This window comes from Rhizobium sp. SEMIA 4085 (assembly GCF_013004495.1).
GTDB classification, from domain to species: Bacteria; Pseudomonadota; Alphaproteobacteria; order Rhizobiales; family Rhizobiaceae; genus Rhizobium; species Rhizobium gallicum.
Window position 1 is genome coordinate 1 of the sequence record NZ_JABEPH010000062.1, and the last position, 21,166, is coordinate 21,166.

22 protein-coding genes and 1 pseudogene are annotated in these 21,166 nt (G+C 60.0%); 18 read left to right on the forward strand and 5 right to left on the reverse strand.

The window, feature by feature from the left end; all coding sequences use genetic code 11:
* The 3 genes from C9413_RS09090 to C9413_RS09100 all read left to right on the forward strand — a co-directional run.
* Nucleotides 1-508 (forward strand): ABC transporter permease (locus C9413_RS09090; RefSeq protein WP_170250382.1); only part of this gene is annotated, 508 nt, incomplete at its 5' end.
* Nucleotides 509-511: 3 nt separating this feature from the next.
* The gene (locus tag C9413_RS09095; RefSeq protein ID WP_040115738.1) at nt 512-1,579 is read left to right on the forward strand and encodes a phosphotriesterase; all 1,068 of its coding nucleotides are present in this window, start codon (nt 512-514) and stop codon (nt 1,577-1,579) included.
* A 31-nt stretch (nt 1,580-1,610) separates the two neighbouring features.
* Complete coding sequence (locus tag C9413_RS09100; RefSeq protein ID WP_040115737.1) at nt 1,611-2,381, forward strand: glutamine amidotransferase; 771 nt, start codon at nt 1,611-1,613, stop codon at nt 2,379-2,381.
* A 3-nt stretch (nt 2,382-2,384) separates the two neighbouring features.
* Here C9413_RS09100 and C9413_RS09105 read toward each other — a convergent pair whose 3' ends face one another.
* Nucleotides 2,385-3,281, reverse strand: a complete 897-nt coding sequence (locus tag C9413_RS09105; RefSeq protein ID WP_040115736.1) for a PfkB family carbohydrate kinase — start codon at nt 3,279-3,281, stop codon at nt 2,385-2,387.
* 24 nt (nt 3,282-3,305) lie between these two features.
* On the opposite strand from C9413_RS09105, the gene C9413_RS09110 reads away from it, so the two are divergent.
* From C9413_RS09110 to C9413_RS09120, 3 genes are all read left to right on the forward strand, one after another.
* Nucleotides 3,306-4,148, forward strand: coding sequence for a BtpA/SgcQ family protein (locus C9413_RS09110; RefSeq protein ID WP_040115735.1), 843 nt, complete (start codon nt 3,306-3,308; stop codon nt 4,146-4,148).
* A 5-nt stretch (nt 4,149-4,153) separates the two neighbouring features.
* On the forward strand, nt 4,154-4,798 hold the full coding sequence (locus C9413_RS09115; protein WP_040116622.1) for a TenA family protein: 645 nt from the start codon (nt 4,154-4,156) through the stop codon (nt 4,796-4,798).
* A 513-nt stretch (nt 4,799-5,311) separates the two neighbouring features.
* Nucleotides 5,312-5,773 (forward strand): YbhB/YbcL family Raf kinase inhibitor-like protein, encoded by a 462-nt coding sequence (locus C9413_RS09120; RefSeq protein ID WP_040115734.1) that lies wholly within the window; start codon nt 5,312-5,314, stop codon nt 5,771-5,773.
* A gap of 100 nt (nt 5,774-5,873) precedes the next feature.
* Here the strand turns inward: C9413_RS09120 and C9413_RS09125 are convergent, their stop codons facing one another.
* Nucleotides 5,874-6,314 (reverse strand): DUF2267 domain-containing protein, encoded by a 441-nt coding sequence (locus C9413_RS09125; protein ID WP_040115733.1) that lies wholly within the window; start codon nt 6,312-6,314, stop codon nt 5,874-5,876.
* A gap of 248 nt (nt 6,315-6,562) precedes the next feature.
* Between C9413_RS09125 and C9413_RS09130 the strand changes: the two genes are divergently transcribed.
* From C9413_RS09130 to C9413_RS09170, 9 genes are all read left to right on the forward strand, one after another.
* The gene (locus C9413_RS09130) at nt 6,563-7,006 is read left to right on the forward strand and encodes a CBS domain-containing protein (protein ID WP_040115732.1); all 444 of its coding nucleotides are present in this window, start codon (nt 6,563-6,565) and stop codon (nt 7,004-7,006) included.
* Between the two features lie 189 nt (nt 7,007-7,195).
* Complete coding sequence (locus C9413_RS09135; protein ID WP_040115731.1) at nt 7,196-7,939, forward strand: FadR/GntR family transcriptional regulator; 744 nt, start codon at nt 7,196-7,198, stop codon at nt 7,937-7,939.
* Nucleotides 7,940-7,968: 29 nt separating this feature from the next.
* Nucleotides 7,969-8,952, forward strand: coding sequence for a D-erythronate dehydrogenase (gene denD / locus C9413_RS09140; RefSeq protein ID WP_040115730.1), 984 nt, complete (start codon nt 7,969-7,971; stop codon nt 8,950-8,952).
* Between the two features lies 1 nt (nt 8,953).
* Nucleotides 8,954-9,730: an SDR family oxidoreductase gene (locus C9413_RS09145; protein ID WP_040115729.1), complete on the forward strand. Its 777-nt coding sequence runs from the start codon at nt 8,954-8,956 to the stop codon at nt 9,728-9,730.
* A 106-nt stretch (nt 9,731-9,836) separates the two neighbouring features.
* Nucleotides 9,837-10,904 carry a sn-glycerol-3-phosphate ABC transporter ATP-binding protein UgpC gene (gene ugpC, locus C9413_RS09150; protein ID WP_040115728.1) on the forward strand — a complete coding sequence of 356 codons (1,068 nt, stop codon included), beginning with the start codon at nt 9,837-9,839 and terminating at the stop codon, nt 10,902-10,904.
* 128 nt (nt 10,905-11,032) lie between these two features.
* Complete coding sequence (locus tag C9413_RS09155) at nt 11,033-12,346, forward strand: ABC transporter substrate-binding protein (RefSeq protein WP_040115727.1); 1,314 nt, start codon at nt 11,033-11,035, stop codon at nt 12,344-12,346.
* A 66-nt stretch (nt 12,347-12,412) separates the two neighbouring features.
* Nucleotides 12,413-13,348: a sugar ABC transporter permease gene (locus C9413_RS09160; protein WP_022716144.1), complete on the forward strand. Its 936-nt coding sequence runs from the start codon at nt 12,413-12,415 to the stop codon at nt 13,346-13,348.
* 16 nt (nt 13,349-13,364) lie between these two features.
* The gene (locus C9413_RS09165; protein WP_040115726.1) at nt 13,365-14,258 is read left to right on the forward strand and encodes a carbohydrate ABC transporter permease; all 894 of its coding nucleotides are present in this window, start codon (nt 13,365-13,367) and stop codon (nt 14,256-14,258) included.
* 39 nt (nt 14,259-14,297) lie between these two features.
* On the forward strand, nt 14,298-15,044 hold the full coding sequence (locus C9413_RS09170; protein ID WP_170250383.1) for an SDR family NAD(P)-dependent oxidoreductase: 747 nt from the start codon (nt 14,298-14,300) through the stop codon (nt 15,042-15,044).
* Between the two features lie 23 nt (nt 15,045-15,067).
* Here C9413_RS09170 and C9413_RS09175 read toward each other — a convergent pair whose 3' ends face one another.
* The 3 genes and pseudogenes from C9413_RS09175 to ltnD all read right to left on the reverse strand — a co-directional run.
* Nucleotides 15,068-16,093, reverse strand: a complete 1,026-nt coding sequence (locus C9413_RS09175) for a LacI family DNA-binding transcriptional regulator (protein WP_040115724.1) — start codon at nt 16,091-16,093, stop codon at nt 15,068-15,070.
* A 111-nt stretch (nt 16,094-16,204) separates the two neighbouring features.
* On the reverse strand, nt 16,205-16,981 hold the full coding sequence (gene otnI / locus C9413_RS09180; protein ID WP_170250384.1) for a 2-oxo-tetronate isomerase: 777 nt from the start codon (nt 16,979-16,981) through the stop codon (nt 16,205-16,207).
* Nucleotides 16,981-17,928 (reverse strand): annotated as a pseudogene (ltnD, locus tag C9413_RS09185) (L-threonate dehydrogenase); the annotation flags it as partial. The gene otnI and the pseudogene ltnD, both read right to left, overlap by 1 nt.
* Nucleotides 17,929-18,089: 161 nt before the next feature.
* Between ltnD and otnK the strand changes: the two are divergent.
* Genes otnK through C9413_RS09200 form a run of 3 tightly spaced genes read left to right on the forward strand, consistent with a single transcriptional unit; the run spans nt 18,090 to nt 20,948 of the window.
* On the forward strand, nt 18,090-19,379 hold the full coding sequence (gene otnK, locus C9413_RS09190; protein WP_170250386.1) for a 3-oxo-tetronate kinase: 1,290 nt from the start codon (nt 18,090-18,092) through the stop codon (nt 19,377-19,379).
* The gene (otnC, locus tag C9413_RS09195; protein ID WP_040115721.1) at nt 19,366-20,007 is read left to right on the forward strand and encodes a 3-oxo-tetronate 4-phosphate decarboxylase; all 642 of its coding nucleotides are present in this window, start codon (nt 19,366-19,368) and stop codon (nt 20,005-20,007) included. Before otnK ends, otnC begins: the two co-directional genes overlap by 14 nt.
* 47 nt (nt 20,008-20,054) lie before the next feature.
* The gene (locus C9413_RS09200) at nt 20,055-20,948 is read left to right on the forward strand and encodes an NAD(P)-dependent oxidoreductase (RefSeq protein WP_040115720.1); all 894 of its coding nucleotides are present in this window, start codon (nt 20,055-20,057) and stop codon (nt 20,946-20,948) included.
* Nucleotides 20,949-21,166 lie beyond the last annotated feature (218 nt).

Genomic DNA, 21,166 nt, shown 5'->3' on the forward strand with positions numbered 1-21,166 from the left:
CCGCTGCCTGTTTTGCGGCTTGCCGGTCCCGGCGCTGATCGCCATGTTCGTTGCCGCCATCGGCTATGTCGTGATCTCCTCGACCAAATATGGACGCCAGGTCGTGGCCGTCGGCTCCAACATGGAGGCAGCACGCCGCGTCGGCATGCCGGCGCAGTGGATCATTGCCTCGGTCTATCTCGTTTCCGGCGCGGCCTCGGCGCTGGCCGGGCTGTTGATTGCGGCGCGTCTTGGCTCCGGCTCATCAAACGCGGCCGTCGGTTTCGAACTGCAGGTCGTCGCGGCGGTGGTGCTCGGCGGCACGTCGCTGATGGGTGGCCGCGGCACGATCCTTGGCACAGTGCTCGGAACGCTGACCATCGCGGTGATCGGCAATGGGCTCATCCTGATGCACATCTCGCCGTTCTTCACCCAGATCGTGACCGGCGCAATCATCCTTCTGGCGATCTGGCTCAATACCCGCATCTTCACCACAAGTTTCCGTTTCGGCGGCAAGAAGAAGGGCTGAGTGATGAAAGCTGAACTCTCCGAAGGCCATATCCGATCCGGCAAGGTGATGACCGTTGCCGGGCCGGTTCCAGCCGATGCGCTCGGCGTTACGCTGATGCACGAGCACGTCCTCAACGACTGCCGTTGCTGGTGGCATGCGCCAAAGACGCCGGAGCGGCAATATCTTGCCGAAGGTTTCGTTTGCATGGAGATTCTCGGTGAGCTCCGCCAGGACCCGTTCGTCAACAAGCACAACATAACGTTGGACGACGAGCCGCTGGCGATTGCCGAGCTTAAGGATTTCGCGAAGGAAGGCGGGGGGACGGTCGTCGAGCCGACATGCCAGGGCATCGGCCGCAACCCGCTGGCGCTCAGGCGCATTGCCAAGGCAACGGGACTCAATATCGTGATGGGTGCGGGCTATTACCTGACCTCGTCGCATCCGACCAAGGTTGCTGGCATGAGTGTCGCAGAGATTGCCGATGAGATCGTCTGCGAGGCTCTTGAGGGTGCTCAAGGGACGGATGTGAAGATCGGTCTGATCGGCGAGATTGGCGTCTCTTCGGACTTCACCGAGCAGGAGGAGAAATCACTACGCGGCGCAACCCAAGCACACTGCCGCACAGGTCTGCCGCTGATGGTCCATTTGCCCGGCTGGTTCCGGCTCGGCAACAAGGTGCTCGACATCGTAGCCAAGGAGGGTGGCGATCTCCGCCACACCGTTCTCTGCCACATGAATCCCTCCCATGAGGATCTCAACTATCAGGGCGAGATCGCTTCGCGCGGGGCGTTTCTCGAATACGACATGATCGGCATGGATTTCTTCTATGCCGACCAGCAGGTGCAATGCCCGAGCGACGAGGAGGCTGCACGCGCCATCGTCAAGCTCGTCGAGATGGGACACGCCGGCCGTATCCTGCTGTCGCACGACGTTTTCCTGAAGATGATGCTGACGAAATACGGCGGCAACGGCTATGCCTACGTCCTCAGGCATTTCCTCCCGCGCCTCAAACGCCACGGCCTCGATGAGCGGATCATCGGCCAAATGATGCGCGACAATCCACGGTCGGTCTTCCAGGCTGCTGCCTGACGGCTAGATTTATCAAAGAACGGTAAGGACAATGACAAAGAAAGTACTCCTCGTCGGTGAAAGCTGGGTCAGCTCGGCCACGCATTACAAGGGCTTCGACCAGTTCGGCAGCGTAACTTTCCATTTGGGCGCCGAGCCGCTGGTCAAGGCGCTTCAGGGTAGCGAATTCGAACTGACCTACATGCCGGCGCACGAGGCGGTGGAAAAATTTCCCTTCGGCATGGCCGGGCTTGACGCCTATGACGCGGTCATCCTGTCAGACATCGGCGCGAACTCGCTGCTCCTGCCGCCGGCGGTCTGGCTGCATTCGAAGACGGTGCCGAACCGTCTGAAACTCATCAAGGCCTGGGTCGAGAAGGGCGGCGCGCTGTTGATGGTCGGCGGCTACTTCTCGTTTCAGGGGATCGACGGAAAGGCGCGCTGGCGCCGCACGCCGGTCGAAGACGTCTTGCCCGTCACCTGCCTTCCCTATGACGACCGCGTTGAAATGCCGGAAGGATCGACGGCCGTTGTCCTGAAGCCGGAACATCCGGTCATGGCCGGGCTTGACGGCGAATGGCCGCTGCTTCTCGGCGTCAACGAAGTGGAACTGCGCGATCGTGCTGATATCGAGGTGCTTGCCCGCCTGCCGGAGGATCAGGGGAGCCATCCGTTGCTGGTGCTGGGTTCGCATGGCAAGGGCCGCACGGCCGCCTGGACCTCCGATATCGGTCCTCACTGGCTCTCGCCGGCTTTTTGCGAGTGGGAGGGGTATGGACGCTTGTGGACCAATCTCCTTGCCTGGATGACCGAGGCGCGATGAAGCCTAAGCGGCGAGGATGGCATGGAGTTCGGCCTTGGTGGGAAACGCAGATCGGGTGCCCCGCCGGCTGACAGTTACGGCAGCAGCAGCGGACGCGTGGCGTATGGCGCGGGCATCGAGCGGCACGCCCCGCAAGGCACAAGAGGCGAGTGCGGTGCCCATGAAGGTGTCGCCGGCGCCCGTCGTATCGATGGCGGTCACGGTGGCTGCCGGGATCTCAAGCGTGCCTGCCCGGCTTGCGAGCATTGCGCCTTCGCCGCCGAGTGTCAGGACGGCATATTTGACCCCCGCAGAGATCAGGGTCGACGCGGCCGCTTGGCCGCAGGTTCCAGTCAAGCTCTCGGCTTCACCTTTATTCAGAAAGGCGATGTCGATGAGCGGCCAGAGATCGGCGAAAAAGCGACGAAGGGGTGAGGGATTGAAGGCGGTGACCAGCTGTCGGCGCCTGGCTTCTTCAAGGATGCCGCGGGTTACGTCATCGGAAAGGTTGCCCTGCAGGACAACGAGATCGCCAGAGGCACTTTCGGCAAGCGGCCGAATTGCTTCCGAAAGGGTCAGCGAACCGGCAGAATCCGTGGTCGTGACGATGGCATTTTCGCCATCGGGGGTGGTGAAGATGATGGAGAAATCACTCGCCTTTCCGCCGAACCGGACCAGTCGCGCGTCGACCGGTTCTTCGGCCAACTGGCTGCGAATGATCTCAGAGCGAAAATCATCGCCGACGGCTGCAACAAGGATGGAGGCAAGACCGGCACGGCCCATCACCACGGCCTGGTTCGCGCCTTTGCCACCAAGGTCACGGGTTTCCTCGTGACCGAGAATAGAGGCGCCTGCCTCGGGCATGGCCGATATGGAAATGGTTTCGTCCACTGTGACGTTGCCGATGACATAAGCACGCATGACTGGCTTTCGAAAGGGAAACAGATGCAGGAAATATCCGACAAGACCTCAAGCGCCATACGGGAAATATTCGGGACTGACAAGGCGCTGATCGGCATGATCCATTGCCCCGCCTTTCCCGGCGCGCCGCGTTACCGCGGCAAAGAGATGAACGCCATCTATGATGCCTGCCTGCGCGACGCCGAGGCCCTGATAGAGGGCGGTATGCACGGGCTGATTATCGAAAATCACGGCGACATCCCGTTCTCGAAGCCGGAGGATATCGGCCCGGAGACCGCGGCTTTCATGTCGGTCGTCACCGATCGTATCGCACGGGCCGTTGATGTTCCCCTCGGCATCAACGTTCTTGCAAATGCGCCGATCCCATCATTCGCAATCGCCATGGCCGGCGGCGCGAAGTTCATCCGGGTCAACCAGTGGGCCAACGCCTATGTCGCGAATGAGGGCTTCATCGAGGGCCGCGCGGCGCAGGCGATGCGTTACCGGTCGATGCTGAGAGCCGAGCACATTAGGGTTTTCGCCGACAGCCACGTCAAGCATGGCGCACATGCCATCACCGCCGATCGCACGATTGAGGAGCTGACTCGCGACCTTGCTTTCTTCGACGCTGATGCGGTGATCGCCACGGGACAGCGCACAGGCAACACTGCGAGCATTGAGGAAATTGAGAAAATCGGCGCAGCGACTCACCTGCCCTTGCTGGTCGGTTCCGGCGTCAGCAAGGAGAATATCGCCAAAATCCTGAAGCGCACCAACGGCGTCATCGTCGCCTCCTCGCTGAAGCACGGCGGCGTGTGGTGGAACCCCGTCGACATAAAGCGCGTCAAGGCCTTCGTTGCAGCCGCCAGACCGGCTTTGAAGGGATGAACGGCATGCGGGAGAGTATGTCGGATCAGATCATCCGGGAAAACCGGTCCGTCTTCGAGGCGATGGTCAGTCATCGCTTTGTCGAGGACATCAAGGCGGGTCGCCTGTCGAAAGAGGTCTTCGACAGCTACCTCGTTTACGAGGGAGCCTTTGTCGAAACTGCCATCTCCATGTTCGCCTATGCAACGGCCAAGGCACAGACCATTGCGCAGAAGCGTTGGCTGATCGGTGTGCTGGACACGCTCGCCAATCAGCAGATTGCCTATTTCGAGAAGACCTTCGCCGCACGCGGGATCGATCCCACAGCCTTCGATGTCGATCGGCCAGAGGTGGCGGACTTCCGCAACGGCATGATGGAGATCGCAAGGTCCGGAGGCTTCCTCGACACGATCGCCGCCATGTTTGCTGCTGAATGGATGTATTGGACCTGGTCGAGACAGGCGGCCGAACGCAGGATCGACGATCCATTGCTCAAGGAATGGGTGGACCTCCACGCCCACGAGGATTTTGCCGCCCAGGCGCGCTGGCTTAAGGCGGAGCTCGACCTTGCAGCCGATCCCCTCGATTGCGCCGAGCGGTCGCGGCTCAGCAGCATCTTCGGCCGGGTCCAGCAGCTGGAGATCGGTTTTCACGACGCGCCCTATCGATAGCGGAGAATGCCCATGACACAGGCGGTTGGCATCGCTGACGAGGGATCCGTGAGACGGCTCGTGGCGTCGAGGCGGTCGCCCGGACAAAGAAGAAGGGGCCGGTTTGCTCAGGCCTGCATAGGCTCGCTGGCATTTTTCGCGATCCCGCGAACAGGCATGGCAGTCGAGCCACCGATGGGCCGCTTTTCGACGAGGAGCCGAAAACTACTTTAGTCGCGCCATACTGCGATATCGCAACATGATCGGTCTGTGGGCGGCGATCGAGGCCTCCAGGAAGCGCTTCGCAGCCTAAGGTGGCGGCAGGCGAAATTGCCAGACAGGCCGAGCGTGGCGGTGTCTTCACCGTCCGGCCGTATCTCAAGGCCCTGGCCAATGGCTACCAACGATCCTCAAGATAAAGCTGCCGAAAAGCCATCAATTCAGGAACAATATTGCTGTCTTCTGGTTGATCTTTCTTCAACACAAAAAGCCCCGAGGCTGCGCGTGAGACAGCAGGATGAAAGGAGAAGCGCCATGGCACTGACCCTGATGAGCCCGGCATTCACACAGGATAATCCCATTCCCAAGAAATATGCGCGCTCGGGCGAAAATCTGCTCCCGCCTCTCAAGTGGGGCGGGGCTCCGCAAGGAACTCGAAGCTTTGCCTTGGTCGTCGAAGACCCGGACGCGCCGCGCGGCACCTTCCGCCATTGTGGCATTGCCAATATTCCGTCCGATTGGGATGCTCTGGCCGAAAGCGCCGATACCGCACCGGAAAACGCGCCACGCTTTTACAGGAATGATTTCGGCAATGCGCGCTATGATGGTCCGCAGCCACCACGGGGCGACAAGGCGCATCACTATATCTTCCGCCTTGCCGCGCTCGACGTCCCGAGGCTTTCGGTTCCCAGCGACGCCGGTATCGCTTCGATGTGGAACGAAGCAAGCAAACATATGCTTGCCGAGGCAAGCATCACCGGGACCTATCAGTCCTAGGATGAGCTGATTTCATTTGATCCGACCTGGCAAGTGCTGTTTGCGCAACGCAATGCGCCCGAGGTTCCGGCGAAAAGGGCGGCGGCCGGCTGGTTCGCCGCTATCTTATGCCGACGCTGTCGGGCCATAAAGCCTGGATCTCCTTGGGTAGTGCGTCGCGCACCTTCGCCGATTGGCCGAGATCGACATGACGGGCGAGAACGCGGAAAACTGATTTCGCCGCCTCGGCTGGATCGACAGGACGAATGGATTTTAGCCCTTCGGCGACACGTTCGAGGAATTCATCGCGTGAACGCGTTTTGTCCGGCATTTGGGAAGGTCGATACTGGTCGTAGTAGATGCCACGAACGATGAGCGGCAGTTCTGCGCCAAGGTGGGCCGCAAGGTCCGGCGAAAGCTTGTCGCGCAAGGCCTTAAGGACGGCGCCTAGAATATGCCATGCGACGTGCCGGTCGGGACCATGATCGGCCATGATTTCGTTCAGCCAGATATTGGTAGTTTGCAGTGTCTTGTCGAAGACATCGAGACCGGTGGTGCTCATATTGACACCCTCCTTTGCAAGGGGCCGGTCGAAGCCCGAACATCCTTCTCAAAGAGCAAAACTGCAATTGGCTGCAATTGTTTCGCCAGTCGCAAAGAAAACGGCCGCGGAGCGTCCCATGTGCGGGCAATTGCTGGCGTGAGCGTCCAAATTCCCGACAGTGACGTTAATCGATGACGCTTGGAACATTGCCGAGCCCGATACGTTGGACTTCTGTAGAAATCCATACAAGGCGGAGGATAAAAATCATGAAAGTGAGCGAAGTGATGACGCGCGACGTCCGGCTCGTCAGGCCGGGTGACACGATACAGGACGCGGCAAGGATCATGGCCGAACTCGACGCCGGCGTCGTGCCGGTCGAGGATAATGACCGGCTCGTTGGCATGCTGACGGATCGCGACATCGCGGTTCGCGCCATTGCCCAGGGGCAGGGACCTGAGGCGAAGGTCGGCGATATCATGACGTCCGAAGTCAGATACTGCTTTGATGATCAGGACACCGACGAAGTCTGCAAGAACCTTGCCGATCAACAGATCAGGCGCATTCCGGTGGTTAATCGGGACAAGCGGCTGGTCGGCATATTGTCGCTTGGAGATCTGGCGACTGTCGCCGAAAAAGCGTCGGCCGGCGCAGCTCTTGCGGGCATATCGCGCCAGGGAGGCCACCATTCGCAGTCGAGCGGCCTTCACTAAGCGGCCGCGCGATGGGGCGGAAAACCGGGTGGCGCCACCCGGTTTTCGGACCGGACCCGGATGCGCGCCTTGAGCGGCGCGCGCCCCGTTGCTGCAATGCAGCGACGAATTTCTCTTGACGGCTGTCCTGCCGTAACCTTTACTCAACTGATCTGGTGGACCAACCAGTGGATCAGTGAGTGACGGGGAATGGACGAGAGCCCGATCTTGACGCAGGTACCGAATGTCGGGCGAAGTCTCGCCCGCCAGACGGCGCGCGACGTCATTGCTGAAAAGCTGATGGTCCTGATTGCCACGAACATGCTTCGGCCGGGCGACGAGCTGCCGGGTGAGCGCGAGCTTGCCAATGTTCTTCATGTTAGCCGGGAAACTGTGCGCGGCGCAATCCAGATGCTTGCCGCCCAAGGCATCATCGAAGTCTCACATGGCAGCCGCAGTCGCGTCGGCAAGGTCGATCTCAGCCACATCACCGTCACCATCGCATCCCCAAACGCCATTGACAGCTACGATTTGGAATCGGTCCATGCGGCGCGCCTGCATATCGAACTCAAGGTCGTCGGCGATGCCGCCGACAGGATAGACGCAGAAACACTGACAAAGCTGCAGGGCCTCATCGAAGCGCAGCGTCTGGGTGGAGACGATGCAATGCGCTTTCTCATCTGTGACCGTGAATTCCACGTCGCAATCTATCGCGCCTGCGGAAATCCGCTGCTCGCCGACTTCGTCACCGATCTATACACCTACATGATGGACTACCGACGCAACGCCATGTCCAAGCCGGGCGCCATCAAGGCCAGCTACGCCGATCACGTTGCTATTGCCGAGGCTCTTGAGCGGCATGACCGGGACGCCGTGATCGCCGCATTTCGCCATCATCTGACGCGCATTTACGAAACGACCAGGGCTCTTTTGAGCGCCGGCGGTCCGGCGTGAGCCGAACAGCATGAGGAGATTTGCCTGAGATGCATGTGATGGTTATCGGCGCAGCCGGCATGATCGGACGCAAACTGGTGGAAAAGCTCGGCTCCGACGCCGAAGCGCTCGGCCGCAGCATCGACAGGCTCACGCTCGTCGATGTCGTTGCACCGCCGGTGCCTGCCGCATTTGCCTCCGTTTCTAACGCGTTGGCGCTTGATCTGTCGGATGCCAGCGCTGCAGCCACGCTTGCCTCCTTGCGACCGGATCTGATCTTCCATCTCGCGGCGATCGTGTCCGGCGAGGCCGAGGCGGATTTCGAAAAAGGCTACCGCGTCAATCTCGACGGCACGCGCTCGCTCTTTGAGGCGATCCGGTTCGAAGGCCACAAAGAGCCTTACACCCCGCGCCTGATCTTTGCGTCATCCATCGCCGTCTTCGGCCAGCCTTTCCCGGAGAAGATCAGAGATGATTTCTTCACGACGCCGCTGACGAGCTACGGTACGCAGAAGGCAATCTGCGAGCTGCTGTTGGCAGATTATTCACGGCGTGGCATTTTCGACGGCATCGGCATCCGCCTCCCGACGATCTGCATTCGCCCCGGCAAACCCAACAAGGCGGCCTCCGGCTTTTTTTCCAATATCCTGCGCGAGCCGCTGGTCGGTCAGGAGGCCTTGCTCCCCGTCGACGAGAACGTCCGGCACTGGTTTGCAAGCCCCCGTTCGGCGGTCGGTTTCTTCGTCCATGCCGCGCGGATTGACACCAGCACGATCGGGCCGCGCCGCAATCTGACCATGCCGGGTCTTTCCGCGCTCGTCGGCGAAGAGATCGAGGCGCTGCGCCGCGTTGCCGGCGACAAGGCAGTCAAGCTCATCCGCCGCGAGGCCGACCCCGCCATTCGTTCGATTGTTTCCGGCTGGGCGACGGATTTCGATGCGCAGCGCGCCACCGCGCTCGGTTTCAAGGCCGAAGCCAATTTCGACGAGATCATCAAGATCCACATAGACGACGAACTTGGGGGTAAAATCTAAGATGCCGCAATCCGCAAGCCTGCAGAAAGGCAAGATCGCGCTCGTCACCGGCGGAGGCACCGGCATCGGCCGCAGCATTGCCGGCGCCTTGAGCGCTGAAGGCTATATCGTGGTCATTACCGGCCGCCGGAGCGATGTTCTGGAAAAAGCCGCCGCCGAGCTTGGCGCCGAAACCGGCGGGACGGTCCGGGCGATGACTTGCGATATCAGCCTTGCCGAGCAGGTGGCAGACCTTTTTGGTCAGATCAAAGGCGAGTTCGGCAGGCTCGACCTTCTCGTCAACAATGCCGGCAGCAATATTCCGGCGATCCCGCTGGAGGACGTCAGCTTCGATCAGTGGAGCGGGGTGGTTGCGGCCAACCTCACCGGCGCCTTTCTATGCACCCAGCAGGCTTTCAGGTTGATGAAATCGCAGGAGCCGCGCGGCGGCCGCATCATCAACAACGGATCAATTTCCGCCACGACGCCGAGGCCGAATTCCGCTCCTTATACGGCGACAAAGCATGCGATCACCGGCCTGACGAAATCGGCCGCACTCGACGGACGGCCATACGATATCGCCTGCGGTCAGATCGACATCGGCAATGCCGCAACGGACATGACGTCGAAGATGAGCTCGGGAGTGTTGCAGGCGAATGGAGAGATTGCGAGCGAGCCGACGATCCCGTCCGAGCATATCGCCCGCGCCGTCGTCTATATGGCAAGCCTGCCGTTGGAGGCAAACGTGCTGACTATGACTGTGATGGCGACAAAGATGCCCCTCGTGGGAAGGGGATAGGCACAACGAAGTTGAATTGGCCTGCGCCCTGGCGGTGTTATCCTGGAGGAGGGATGGCCGGGCAGATGAAGGCCGAAGGCGAAGACCTGGTCTGGGAGGGACTTTTATGGCAGCTGTCGAATTTGTCGATGTCAGGAAATCATTCGGGGCTTTCCCCGTCATCAAGGGTGTGAACATCGAGATTGCCGATGGGGAGTTCGTGATCCTGGTCGGGCCGTCCGGATGCGGAAAATCCACGCTTTTGAGAATGCTCGCCGGGCTCGAAAACATATCCGCCGGGGAAATCCGCATCGGCGGCCGCGTCGTCAACGGGCTCGCGCCTGGAGAACGCGACATCGCCATGGTCTTTCAGAACTATGCGCTCTATCCGCACATGACGGTCGCCCAGAACATGGCGTTTTCGCTGATGCTCAAACGTGCGCCGAAGGCGGACATGGACCAACGCGTGGACAAGGCCGCAGGCATTCTCGGCCTCACCAAACTTCTCGACCGCTATCCACGCCAGCTTTCCGGCGGCCAGCGGCAGCGCGTCGCCATGGGCCGGGCGATCGTTCGCGATCCGCAGGTGTTCCTCTTCGACGAACCGCTCTCCAACCTCGACGCCAAACTCCGCGTTGCCATGCGCGCCGAGATCAAGGAACTTCACCAGCGCCTTAGCACCACCACCGTCTATGTCACCCACGATCAGATCGAGGCGATGACGATGGCCGACAAGATCGTCGTCATGCATGACGGCGTCGTGGAACAGGTTGGCGCGCCGCTCGATCTCTACGACAATCCGGCGAACCTCTTTGTCGCAGGCTTCATCGGCTCGCCGGCGATGAACATGTTCAAGGGACGTCTCAATCCGGACAACGCCAACCAGTTCATTGCGTCGGACGGAACGGCCCTGCCGGTTGCAAATCCGCCTGCCGGGGCAAAGGGACGCGATCTGATCTATGGGTTGCGCCCGGAATATATCCTGCTCGATGCCAATGGTCTGCCGGCTGAGATCGTCGTCATCGAGCCGACCGGCTACGAAACGCAGCTGATCGTGAGGTTCGGGGGCGCTGATGTCAGTTGCGTCTTCCGCGAACGCGTCAACGCGCGTCCCGGCGAGACGCTGCGCATCTCGATCGACGCGCCGCATGTGCATCTCTTCGATGCCGAAAGCGGGCAGAGACTGAGTGCCTGATAACGCTTCAGTGGAGGCAGGAAAGAAGAGGAGCCTTCCCTGCTCATCCGCCGATGCGATGGCCGTCGTTCGCCAAGCGGGAAGGTGAACGCCGGAGAATTCGCTCCCGCTTTTCAAGGAGGAGTATTATGACAATCAAAAGACGTGATTTTCTTGCCGCGTCGGCGGCCGCGGCCGGTATCGCGGGCCTTTCGCCATTCGGGATCCGACCGTCTTTCGCCCAGGCCGAACCGAGCTACAAGCCGGAGGAGGGCGCAAGCCTCAGGCTTCTTCGCTGGACGCCCTTCGTCAAGGGAGACGAAGATGCCTGGCTTGCCAACACCAAGAAGTTCACCGAGGCGACCGGCGTCGACGTTCGCGTCGACAAGGAAAGCTGGGAAGATATCCGTCCGAAGGCTGCCGTTGCCGCCAATGTCGGCTCCGGTCCAGACATGGTGATGTGCTGGTTCGACGACGCCCATCAGTATCCCGACAAACTCGTCGACCTGACCGAACTTGCGACTTATCTCGGCAACAAGTACGGCGGCTGGTATGATGGTGTCCGCGGCTATGCAACCCGCGACGACAAGTTCATCGCTATGCCGCTCACGGCGATCGGTAATGCTGTCGTCTACCGCGACAGTCATGTGAAGGCGGCCGGCTTCAGCGAATTCCCGAAGGATACGGCAGGCTTTCTTGAACTTTGCAAGGCAATGAAGGCCAAGGGCACGCCTGCCGGCTTCCCGCATGGCAAGGCGGTCGGCGACGGCAACAACTATGCCCATTGGCTGCTTTGGAGTCATGGCGGCAAGATGGTGGACGAGAGCGGCAAGGTGACCATCAACAGCCCCGAAACGCTGGCTGCCATCAACTATGCGAAGGAACTCTATGCAACCTTCATCCCGGGCACGGAAAGCTGGCAGGACATCAACAACAACCGGGCATTCCTCGCCGGGCAAGTTTCGCTGATCGCAAACGGCGTGTCGGTCTATTATGCGGCGAAAAAAGATCCAAAGCTTGCTGAAATCGCCGCAGACATGAGAACCACGAACTTCCCGATTGGTCCGGTCGGCAAGAGCGTCGAGCTGCACCAGACGAGCTCGCTGCTTCTCTTCAGCCATACCGAGTACCCGGAAGCCGCCAAAGCCTACATCAAGTTCATGATGGAAGCCGACCAGATGAATGCTTGGATTACAGGTTCCAGCGCCTATTGCTGCCAGCCGCTGAAGGCCTTTTCCGACAATCCCGTCTGGACGTCCGATCCGATCCATGCGCCCTATGCGCGTGCTTCGGAGACGCTGCGGCCGAACGGTTATGCGGGCCCCCTCGGCTATGCTTCGGCAGGCACTATGGCCGACTATGTGCTCGTCGACATGTTCGCCGCTGCCGTAACCGGCCAGATGACGCCGGAAGACGCGATGAAAGAAGCAGAGCGCCGGGCAAACCGCTACTACCGGGTTTAAGCCCGCTTAAAGGTCTGCGGCATGCCGGCGACGGCATGCTGCGATTGTCCATCAGGAGATAGAATCATGTCGACCGTGACATCCGGGGATACGACGCGCGGCCGGGTCGCATCGCTCATGCAGAACAACAACATGCTCGGCTTCTTGTTCATGCTGCCGGCGGCCATCTTTCTCGTATGTTTCCTCACCTACCCGCTCGGCCTGGGTGTCTGGCTCGGCTTCACCGACACCCGGATCGGTCGCGACGGTATCTTCATCGGCCTTGAGAACTATCAGTTCCTTGCCAGCGATTCCGTTTTCTGGCTCTCGGTCTTCAACACCCTGCTTTATACGTTCGTTGCCTCCGTCTTAAAATTCGTGCTTGGCCTCTGGCTGGCGCTGCTTCTCAATCAGCATCTGCCGTTCAAGTCGTTCTTCCGCGCTATCGTCCTGCTTCCATGGGTCGTTCCAACGGTGCTGTCGGGGCTGGCCTTCTGGTGGATCTACGATTCCCAATTCTCGATCCTTTCCTGGTCGCTGATGCAGATGGGGCTGATTGACGGACCGATCAATTTTCTCGGCGATCCCACCAATGCGCGGATCTCGGTGATTATCGCCAATGTCTGGCGTGGTATACCGTTCGTCGCCATCTCGCTGCTCGCCGGCCTGCAGACCATTCCCGCCTCGCTCCAGGAAGCCGCCTCGCTCGACGGTGCAACCAGCTGGCAGCGGTTCCGCTATGTGACGCTGCCGATGCTGACGCCGATCATCGCCGTCGTGATGACGTTTTCGGTGCTTTTTACCTTTACCGATTTCCAGCTGATCTATGTGCTGACCAAAGGCGGGCCGGTCAATGCGACGCACCTGATGGCGACGCTGTCCTTCCAGCGCGGCATTCCGGGCGGCCAGCTGGGCGAGGGGGCTGCCATTGCGGTCGCGATGATCCCCTTCCTGCTTGCCGCCATCATGTTCAGCTTCTTCGGTCTGCAGCGCCGCAAATGGCAACAGGGCGGCCAGGATTAACGGCCGGGAGACAATCATGAACGCCAACACTACCGATCAGGTTCTGACCGACAACGTCCAGGGGATGACTTATCTCAATCGCCTGCCACGGCGCATCGTCATGCTCTATCTGCCGATGGCGGTATTCGTCTTCGTTCTGCTCTTTCCGTTCTATTGGATGGCGATCACCGCCGTCAAACCGAACTCGCAGCTGACCGATTACAACAACTACAGCCCCTTCTGGGTGGTCGAGCCGACGCTGGACCACATTAAATATCTGTTCCTTGAAACCTCCTATCCGGGCTGGCTCTGGAACACGATGCTGGTTGCGGTCGGATCGACGGTGCTGTCGCTTGCAGCATCCGTTTTCGGCGCTTACGCAATCGAGCGCGTGCGCTTTACCGGATCGCGCCCGGTCGGGCTCCTTATTTTTCTCGCCTATCTCGTGCCGCCATCGATCCTCTTCATCCCGCTGGCCTTCATCGTCTTCAAGCTCGGCATCTATGATTCCAGGCTGGCGCTGATCTTTACCTATCCGACCTTCCTCATCCCGTTCTGCACCTGGTTGCTGATGGGCTATTTCCGGTCGATCCCTTTCGAGCTCGAGGAAAGTGCCTTGGTCGACGGCGCCAACCGCTGGCAGATCCTAGTGAAGATCATCCTGCCGCTTGCCGTGCCCGGGTTGATATCAGCCGGCATTTTCGCCTTCACGCTCTCGTGGAACGAGTTCATCTATGCGCTCACATTCATTCAGTCGTCGGAAAACAAGACCATTCCTGTCGGTGTTTTGACCGAGCTGGTGCGCGGCGACGTGTTCGAATGGGGATCGCTGATGGCCGGGGCTTTGTTCGGCTCGTTGCCCGTCGTGATCCTCTATTCATTCTTCGTCGACTACTATGTCTCGTCGATGACCGGCGCTGTGAAGGAATGACGAAATTTGACTGTCAGCGTTCGTGAGAGAGAGGGGCGGATGAACAGGATTGATCTGGAAGGACAGCATGCGATCGTCACAGGGGGGGCACAGGGCATTGGTTTTGCAATCGCCAGCCGTCTCATTGCCTCCGGTGCGGCGGTCACACTTTTGGACATGGATGGGCCGTTGCTCAAAAAGGCGGGGGCTGCGCTTGGCGCAGGAACTCGGAGCGCCGTCGCCGATATCTCACGCTGGGACGAGGGCGAGGCTGCCTATGCCGCCACTACCGCCGATGGCCCACCGGTTTCGATCGTCGTCAATTCCGCCGGCATCGCCGGAGATGCAGCGCCGGTTGACACCTATGACATTGCCATGTGGACGAAGATCATCGCGATCAATCTCACCGGCACCTTCTATGTCAACCGCGCAGTGGTCCCGGACATGAAGGCGCGCAACTACGGCCGCATCGTCAATATCGCCTCGATCGCAGGCAAGGAGGGCAATCCGAACGCTGCAGCCTATTCCGCCTCGAAGGCAGGCGTCATCGGGCTTACCAAATCGCTGGGCAAGGAGCTTGCCGGCTACGACATCGCCGTCAATTGCATTACACCGGCAACCGCTCAGACGCGGATTCTGGAACAGCTGACGCCGGAGTTCATCGAATACATGCGCTCGCGCATCCCGCGCGGCCGCTTTTTGAAGGTCGAGGAGGCAGCGTCCATGGTCGCCTGGCTGGTGTCTAAGGAAAACAGCTTTACCACAGCCTCGACATTCGACCTGTCGGGCGGGCGTGCCACCTATTGAAGAACATGGTGCGCTTCACCGCCTTAAGCCGTGGCGCCTGGAAAAATCTCGAAGCCTGTATCGACGATGGTTTTCGTTTGCGGCCGCTCCGGCGTTTCAAAGGCCTTTTCCACTGATGTGCGTCCAATCAGGAACCGGTTGGAGCGCACGGTTGCAAGGGGCTGGGGCAGTTCGCGGCCAATATCCAGGCCATTGAAGCCAAAAATGGCGAGATCATCGGGCATGCGCACGCCGGCACCAAGGCACTGAAAGACTCCCCCGACCGCCATGTCGTCGTTGGAATAGATGATCACATCGAGCTTCACCGGCTCGGCGAAAAGACGTGCCGTCATCTCCCGGCCGACACCGACGGAACTCGGCGCATCGGCGATCGCGTGGGCGGAAATTCGTAATCCCGCGTCGCGCAATGCGTCACAAATCCCGTCGTAGCGCAGCCTGGCCCGCCTGTCGGCGTCCCAGTCATGACCGACATATCCGAACTGGCGGTATCCGCGCTCGATGAGGTATTGGCCGGTTGCGTAGCCGGCACGCCGATGCGACATGCCGACGGCGATGTCGATCGGCGTCGAATCGATGTCCATCATCTCGACAATGCGGATGCCGCTTTCAGAAAGCATGCGCTGGGTTGCTGGGGTATGATCGAAGCCGGCAATCAGGATGGCTGCGGGCTTCCATGACAGCAGTCCGCGAACGATCGTTTCCTCCAGATCAATGTCGTAGCCCGTCATGCTGATGACGGGCTGATAGTCGCTGGCGCGCAAAGCGGCATGGACGCCTTGCAGAACTTCGGGAAAGACGATGTTGGACAGTGAGGGAACGACGACGCCTACCAGATGGGAATCGAGCGAGGCAAGTGAACCGGCAATCCGGTTGGGGACATAACCCGTCGCCCGAACGGCCTCCATCACCCGCCGGCGCGTTTCCTCTGCGACCGGCCCCTTGTTGCGCATGATCCGCGAGACCGTCGATTCGCCCACGCCGGCGCGAAGGGCGATGTCCCTGACGGTCACCTTGCTTTTCCTTGCCGGCAGACGCTGTTTTTGCTGCATTACGTCCTCCTGCTTCAGCCCGCAGGCGGCATCATCTCCAGACATTCACCGGCCCACACATCAAGGGCCGGCTCAACGAGACCCACACGATCGTTGCCGCAGCGCTTGTACTCAGCGGCTTGCAAACGCATCAAGCCAGCTAAGGCCTGCCACAGTCTTGCCTGCAGGACGATACTCGCAGCCCACGAAGCCTTTATAGCCAAGAACATCCAGCTCTGTGAGAAGACGGAAATCGTCAAGCTCGCCGGTTGCGGGCTCGTTGCGCAGCGGCACCGAAGCAATCTGTACGTGGCCGATGAGCGGCATCAGCCGCCGCAGTCCCGTGAGCACGTCGCCGTGAATGATCTGACGATGATAGATGTCGAATTGCAGCTTCAGGTTTGGCCTCTTCAATGCACTGATAATGTCGGCGGCAAAGTCGAAGTTGTTGAGAAAATATCCCGGCATGTCGCGTGGGTTGATCGGCTCGATGACGATGTCGATGCCGCATTCGCCTGCCCGATCGCAGGCGAATGCCAGAGAGTCTCGGTAAACCGCAATCGCGGCCGGATCCCTGCGCGAGGCCAGACCGCTCATGACATGCAGCGTGCGGGCGCCTGCGCTTCGGGCGTATCGCAAGGCGGTATCCACCGAGGTTCGAAATTCGCTCTGCCGGCCATCGAGCGCAGCAAGGCCGCGTTCGCCGGCCTGCCAGTTTCCCGGCGGCAAATTGAAGAGGGCGACTGTCAGTCCGTTTTCCCGCAGGCGCTCGCCGATGACCTCCGGCGGGTGGTCATAGGGAAACAGGAACTCGACGGCGGAAAAGCCGACCATTGCGGCTGCCGCAAACCGTTCCAAAAATGCCACCTCGCTGAACATCATCGTAAGATTTGCGGCAAATTGCGGCATCACGCAGCCTCCGGCTGGCCGGGAAGCTCAATGCCCGTCACCTTTGCGATCAGCCTTGCGACGGAGGCATCATCGTCCCGGCCCATGCCGGCTGCAGCCGTCATGATGAACATCTGAAGTGCCGTGGACGTGATCGGCAGCGGAAACGTCATCCCGCGCCCAAGGTCTGACACGATGCCAAGGTCCTTCGTGAAAATATCGACGGCGCTCTGGGGGGAATAATCACCGTGAAGGATGTGTGGAACGCGGTTTTCGAACATCCAGGAATTTCCCGCCGACGCTGTGATGACCTCATAGACCTTGTCGATATCAAGGCCGAGCGCCTTGGCAAAGGTGATCGCTTCACAGGCGGCGGCGATATGAACGCCGGCAAGGAGCTGGTTGACGATCTTGAAGGATGATCCGATGCCGGCCCGGTCACCGAGTTCGTAGACCGTCATGGCGATCGCATCGAGCACGGGGCGCACATGGTTGAAAGCTTCGGGTGGTCCCGATGCCATTATCGTGAGTTCCCCATCAGCGGCGCGCTTTGCGCCGCCGCTGATGGGCCCGTCAATATAGTTCAGCCCAAGCGCGCCAGCGCGCTGCGCCAGTTCTTCGGCCATCTGCGGTGGCATCGTTGCAAAGGAAAGGATCGTGCCGCCCTTCGACATGCTCTGCGCTGCACCGCCCTTGCCAAATAGAACCTGTTCTGTCTGGGCGCCATTGACGACCACGGTCACGACGACATCGGCGCCGGCAGCTGCTTCGGCCGGACTTACAGCCCCTTTGCCGCCTGCCGCGACGAAGCGTGCGGTCGTCTCGGCGCTGATGTCGTAGCCGCAGGTCTTAAAGCCTTTTTTCAGCAGTGATGTCGCGACGCCAAAGCCCATCGATCCGAGACCGATGACGCAGACCCTCAGGTTAACCGCTTCGCTCATGTTCGAAATCCATTGTTGCATCCATTCGGCGCGGAATTGGCTTGAATTGTGACCCGCGAAAAACTAATGACAGCGCTGCCACTCTATGGTTAGCTTATCGACGGAATGGATTGCAAGTTCTATTTCTCATCGGGGAGTTTGACACTTCGTCAGACGGGCATTCAACGCAAACAGGCAGGAGAAATGATGTGTTAATCGGTGCAGTAGCCGACGACATCACCGGAGCAACCGATCTTTGCCTCATGCTGTCGCGTGAAGGCATGAAGACCCTGCAAGTGATCGGCGTGCCGGAGGAGGGGGCTGATTTTGGCGATGCGGATGCGGTGGTCGTCGCACTCAAATCGAGAACGATCCCTGCAGAAGAAGCCGTCAGGGCATCGAGGGCGGCGGCCGGCAAGCTGCTTGCCGCCGGCGCAGAGCAGCTGCTGTTCAAATATTGCTCGACGTTCGATTCCACCGATGACGGCAATATCGGGCCGGTCGCCGACGCGCTTCAGGATCTGACGGGAGGCGAACTGACGATTGCCTGTCCATCCTTTCCTGCAGCCGGCCGCACCGTCTATAAGGGGCATCTTTTTGTCGGCGATCGGCTCCTGTCGGAAAGTTCTCTGAAGGACCATCCCTTAACGCCGATGCACGATCCCGATCTCGTGCGCGTCCTGCAACGGCAGACAAGACGGCCGGTCGGTCTTATCGATTGGCCGGTGATCGCCAGGGGCGAAGACGCCATCCGGGCGGCTTTTGCGCAGCAGCAGGCGGCAGGAAAGCGCATCCTCGTTGTCGATACGTTGTCGGATGCCGATCTGCACGCTATCGGGGCGGCCTGCGACGGCATGAAGCTTGTCACCGGCGGCTCCGGCATTGCCATGGGGTTGCCCGAAAATTTCAGGAAACGCAATAAATTGCCGGTCCGCAAAGCCATGACCCGCATGATGGCGCCGGTAGGGCGCCGGGTCGTCCTTGCCGGATCTTGCTCGGCTGCAACCCGTGTCCAGATCGAGGTTGCCCGCAATGACGCTTCAGCGCTTCTGAGGCTTGATATTTCGGCGGTTGCCGATGGAAGCCAGAGCGCGGCTGAAATCGCAGACTGGGGGATTTCGCAAGACAAGGACCGTCTGCCGCTCGTTTATTCCAGCGCCAGTCCGCAGGAGCTTCAAAGCATCCAGGCGGCTATGGGACGGCACGAGTCCGGAGCGCTTGTCGAACAGACGCTGGCCGAGGTTGCCGAGCGACTGAAGCAGAAGGGTTTTACCCGTTTTCTCATTGCCGGCGGAGAAACTTCAGGCGCGGTGATCAATGCGCTCGGCGTCAAGACGCTTTCGATCGGCCCTGAAATCGATCCAGGCGTGCCATGGACCCGCAGCCTAAGCGGTCCGGACATTGTGCTGGCTTTGAAATCCGGCAATTTCGGCGCTCCGGATTTCTTCCTGAAAGCCTGGGCGCAGCTTGATCCGGAGGGGTCGGATGCACGAGATTAACCGCCTGCGTGAAGAGATATGCCGTACGGGGCAGTCGCTGTTCGAGCGCGGGCTGACCTCCGGCTCGACCGGCAATATTTCGGTTCGTCTTTCCGACGGCGGTTGGCTGATGACCCCGACCAATGCCTCGATGGGGTCTCTTGACCCGGCCCGCCTTTCCCTCTTCGACGCCTCGGGCAAACTCGTGTCCGGCGACGCGCCGACCAAGGAAGCATTTCTGCATTTTTCGATGTATGGCGAGCGCGGTGATGCCGGCGCCGTCGTCCACCTCCATTCGAGCCATGCAACAGCCGTCAGCATTTTGCGCGATATCGATCCTGAGGATGTCCTGCCGCCCTTGACCGCCTATTACGTCATGCGTGTCGGACGCTTGCCGCTTGTCCCCTATTTCGCGCCTGGGGACATGGCGCTTGCAGACGCGGTGCGGTCGCTGGCCGGGCGTCATCACGCGATGCTACTTGCCAATCATGGGCCGGTCGTCGCCGGGACGACGCTTGCAAGCGCCCAGTTCGCCGCCGAGGAGCTTGAAGAGACTGCAAAGCTTTTTCTCATGCTGCAGCATCACGCCAAAAGGATGCTGACCGCCGAACAGGTCGATGACTTGCGCAAACGCTTCAACCTTCCTTAGGCCGCGTCGGCGGCGCAACTTCAATACGATTGGACGGGAGAGAAAAAATGGCTGAAATCGAGGAAAGAGTCGGATTTGTCGGTGTTGGACTGATGGGACACGGCATTGCGAGGAACATCGTCGAAAAAGGCTTCCCGCTGACGGTGATCGCGCACCGCAATCGTAAACCGGTCGAAGACCTGCTCGGCCGCGGCGCCCGCGAGGCCCATTCGCTTGCGGAGCTTGCAAAAAATTCGAGCATGATCTTTCTGTGCCTCACAAGCTCGAAGGAAGTGTCCTCCGTTATCGAGGAAATGCGGCCGGCCCTTGCCCCGGAAACGGTGATTGTCGACTGCTCGACCGGGGATCCAACGGTGACAATTCGTCTTGCTGAAACGCTTGCGGCGCAGAAAGTCTATTTTGCCGACGCACCCCTTAGCCGGACGCCGAAGGAGGCGTGGGAGGGCACCTTGGACTGCATGGTGGGTGCCGATGATGCGACATTCCAGCGGATCCAGCCGGTGATATCGACCTGGGCGGCGAAGATCGTCCATATCGGCGGGGTGGCCGACGGTCATCGCATGAAGCTGCTCAACAATTTCATTTCTTTGGGCATGGGAGCTCTCTTTGCCGAGGCTCTGGCACTCTCCCGGAAGGTCGGAATTTCCGTGGAACGCTTCGACAGTGTCATCCGGGGCGGGCGCATGGACAGCGGATTTTACCAGACCTTCATGGGTTATGCTCTGGAAGGTAACCGAAATGCGCATCGCTTCACGCTTTCGAATGCGTATAAGGATCTGAAATATCTGGAATCCATGGCAAATGACGCGACGGTTGCCACGCCGCTTGCAAGTGCGGTGAAGAACTCCTATGCCGCGGCAGTTGCAGGCGGCGGCAACGGTCCGGAGGACTACGTGCCGCATCTTGCAGACTTCGTTGCCCGGAAAAACAATGTCGGTTGACCGCAGATCAAAGCAAGCGGCGGGGTGAAAGCAGTTGCAGCAGCTTCTAATCGATAGTATGTTAGGAGGTAAGTTGACGCTGCGCGCGGAATCAAGTTCTATGGGGCACAGCGTTTTGGGGAGGGCGAGGGTGGAGGGTGGGTAGAAGGGTGGCGGAACGGCTGGGGGACGTGGGGTGGATGATGAATGGAGGGCGGACCGGTGGGAGCGTCCGGAGG

What these genes read in the sequence shown, in the direction of transcription:
- C9413_RS09095 (WP_040115738.1), top strand. Translation starts at nt 512, where the DNA reads ATGAAAGCTGAACTCTCCGAAGGCCATATCCGATCCGGCAAGGTGATG.
- C9413_RS09100 (WP_040115737.1), top strand. Translation starts at nt 1,611, where the DNA reads ATGACAAAGAAAGTACTCCTCGTCGGTGAAAGCTGGGTCAGCTCGGCC.
- C9413_RS09105 (WP_040115736.1), bottom strand. Translation starts at nt 3,281, where the DNA reads ATGCGTGCTTATGTCATCGGCAACGTCACAGTGGACGAAACCATTTCC.
- C9413_RS09110 (WP_040115735.1), top strand. Translation starts at nt 3,306, where the DNA reads ATGCAGGAAATATCCGACAAGACCTCAAGCGCCATACGGGAAATATTC.
- C9413_RS09115 (WP_040116622.1), top strand. Translation starts at nt 4,154, where the DNA reads ATGCGGGAGAGTATGTCGGATCAGATCATCCGGGAAAACCGGTCCGTC.
- C9413_RS09120 (WP_040115734.1), top strand. Translation starts at nt 5,312, where the DNA reads ATGGCACTGACCCTGATGAGCCCGGCATTCACACAGGATAATCCCATT.
- C9413_RS09125 (WP_040115733.1), bottom strand. Translation starts at nt 6,314, where the DNA reads ATGAGCACCACCGGTCTCGATGTCTTCGACAAGACACTGCAAACTACC.
- C9413_RS09130 (WP_040115732.1), top strand. Translation starts at nt 6,563, where the DNA reads ATGAAAGTGAGCGAAGTGATGACGCGCGACGTCCGGCTCGTCAGGCCG.
- C9413_RS09135 (WP_040115731.1), top strand. Translation starts at nt 7,196, where the DNA reads ATGGACGAGAGCCCGATCTTGACGCAGGTACCGAATGTCGGGCGAAGT.
- denD (WP_040115730.1), top strand. Translation starts at nt 7,969, where the DNA reads ATGCATGTGATGGTTATCGGCGCAGCCGGCATGATCGGACGCAAACTG.
- C9413_RS09145 (WP_040115729.1), top strand. Translation starts at nt 8,954, where the DNA reads ATGCCGCAATCCGCAAGCCTGCAGAAAGGCAAGATCGCGCTCGTCACC.
- ugpC (WP_040115728.1), top strand. Translation starts at nt 9,837, where the DNA reads ATGGCAGCTGTCGAATTTGTCGATGTCAGGAAATCATTCGGGGCTTTC.
- C9413_RS09155 (WP_040115727.1), top strand. Translation starts at nt 11,033, where the DNA reads ATGACAATCAAAAGACGTGATTTTCTTGCCGCGTCGGCGGCCGCGGCC.
- C9413_RS09160 (WP_022716144.1), top strand. Translation starts at nt 12,413, where the DNA reads ATGTCGACCGTGACATCCGGGGATACGACGCGCGGCCGGGTCGCATCG.
- C9413_RS09165 (WP_040115726.1), top strand. Translation starts at nt 13,365, where the DNA reads ATGAACGCCAACACTACCGATCAGGTTCTGACCGACAACGTCCAGGGG.
- C9413_RS09170 (WP_170250383.1), top strand. Translation starts at nt 14,298, where the DNA reads ATGAACAGGATTGATCTGGAAGGACAGCATGCGATCGTCACAGGGGGG.
- C9413_RS09175 (WP_040115724.1), bottom strand. Translation starts at nt 16,093, where the DNA reads ATGCAGCAAAAACAGCGTCTGCCGGCAAGGAAAAGCAAGGTGACCGTC.
- otnI (WP_170250384.1), bottom strand. Translation starts at nt 16,981, where the DNA reads ATGCCGCAATTTGCCGCAAATCTTACGATGATGTTCAGCGAGGTGGCA.
- otnC (WP_040115721.1), top strand. Translation starts at nt 19,366, where the DNA reads ATGCACGAGATTAACCGCCTGCGTGAAGAGATATGCCGTACGGGGCAG.
- C9413_RS09200 (WP_040115720.1), top strand. Translation starts at nt 20,055, where the DNA reads ATGGCTGAAATCGAGGAAAGAGTCGGATTTGTCGGTGTTGGACTGATG.